This is a genomic window from Melaminivora alkalimesophila (genome assembly GCF_000282995.1).
GTDB classification, from domain to species: domain Bacteria; phylum Pseudomonadota; class Gammaproteobacteria; order Burkholderiales; family Burkholderiaceae_C; genus Melaminivora; species Melaminivora alkalimesophila.
Genome location: NZ_ALEE01000673.1, coordinates 1 through 1896, shown reverse-complemented (window position 1 = coordinate 1896; position 1896 = coordinate 1). Strand labels below are relative to the sequence as shown.

Here is a 1896-nt window from a genome sequence, read left to right as displayed (position 1 = left end):
GGTGCTGGCGATCGCCGCCGTGGTGGCGCTGGTGTGGTACCTGAACCATTTCGAGACCGAGGAAGAAGAGCGCCGCCGCGGCGCGGACGCCCTGTGGCTGGAGCAGAGCGTGCAGTTCCACTTCCGCCGCCTGGAGGACGACGTGGCGCAGCTGGCACGCGAGGCAGCGCTGGACGGTCCCGGCGCCTGGCGCCGCCCCGGGCGCGGGGCCGGCGCCGAGGACGAGCCCTCGGGCCTGCTGTGGCGCGCGCCCGGCGTGGTGGCGGCGCGGGTCTGGCTGGCCGAGCGTGGCGATGATGCCGGCGACGTGGCCGCCTGGTACGAGGACGTGGCGCGCAGCGACCACAACCGCCAGGCGCTGGCAACCGCCCAGGACATCGCGCGCGGCCTGCGCCGCGCCAGCTACGCCGGCCCGATGCGGCGCGAGGACGGCAGCAGCACGGACCGGGTCTGGCTGGTCGTGCCCTACTTCGACGGCGCGCGCCCGATGGGGACCTATGCCGTGGCGCTGGCCATGGAGCGGGCGGTGCAGGTGCTGCTGCCGCCGTGGTTTCTGCAGCAGCAGGCAGTGCGGCTGGTGGTCGACGGCGCCGAGCCCCTGGCGGCGCCCCAGGCGAGGCTGCAGCCCTACCGCACGGTCATGAACCTGCCGGGCACGGACCTGCTGCTCGAAGTGGTGCCCCGGGGGCCGCAGGCTTCGTCGGTGCCGCGGCTGTTCTTCGTGGTCGCGCTGCTGTTCCTGCTGGGCATGCTGGCCAGCCTGGCGGCGCTGCGGCGCGACTTCGGCAAGCGCCAGCAGGTGCAGCAGCGCCTGCTGGCCGAGGTCGCGCTGCGCACCGCCATGGAGCGTTCCGTGACCATCGGCATGCGCGCCTGGGACATGGAGGGGCGCATCCTGTACGTGAACGAGGCCTTCTGCTCCATGCTCGGCTACAGCAGCGAGGAGCTGCGCGGCGCGCGCGCGCCCCTGCCCTACTGGCCCGCCGAGCAGGCCGGACGCCTGGACGCGCTGCACCGCAGCGTGATCCGCGAGGGCACGCGGCCCGAAGGCATCGAGATCCAGTTCCAGCACCGCGACGGCCATCTGGTGGACGTCCTCGTGCATGAGGCGCCGCTGCTGACGGCCGACGGGCGGCAGCTCGGGTGGATGAGTTCCGTCCTGGACATCAGCGAGCGCAAGCGCGCGCAGCAGCTGGCGGCGCTGCAGCAGGAAAAGCTCGAGGCGTCGGCACGCCTCGTGGCGGTGGGCGAGGTCGCCTCCACCCTGGCGCACGAGCTGAACCAGCCGCTCGGGGCGCTCGCGAGCTTCGCCAGCGGGCTGCTCAACCGGATGGAGCGCGGCAGCCTGGGCGAGGACGAGCTGCAGGCGGTGGTGCGGCGCATGGCCCATCTGGCGGAACGCGCCGGCGGCGTGACGCAGCGCGTGAACGCCTTCGCGCGCCGGCGCGAGTTGGACCTGAAGCGCCTGGACCTGGTGCCGCTGGTGCGCCGGGCCGCCCTCTCGGCCCAGGAGGCGCACGGCACCGCGGTGCAGCTGGCGCTGCCGGGCGCGCCCGTGTGGGTGCAGGGCGATGCGCTGCTGCTGGAGCACTTGGTGCGCAACCTGTGCGCCAACGCGCTCGACTGGGCCGGGCACGGCGGCGGGCCGCCGCGCGTGGAGGTGCGGCTGCAGCCCTGCCCGGCTGACGAGGGTCAGGTCGAGCTGGCCGTGGCCGACAGTGGCCCGGGGGTGCCGGAGGCGGCGCGCGCGCGCATCTTCGATGCCTTCTTCAGCACCAAGGAGGGCGGCATGGGCATGGGGCTGGCGATCTGCCGCTCGATCGCCGAGGCGCACCATGGGCGTATCCTTGTCGAGCAGGACGAGCGGCTGGGCGGCGCGCGCTTCGCGGCCCGGCT

At 74.4% G+C, this 1896-nt stretch carries 1 protein-coding gene; it reads left to right on the top strand.

Annotated features, from left to right (window positions below; all coding sequences use genetic code 11):
* The coding region (locus A612_RS13135) for a sensor histidine kinase (RefSeq protein WP_019374925.1) at positions 1 to 1896 on the top strand (1896 nt) is incomplete at both ends.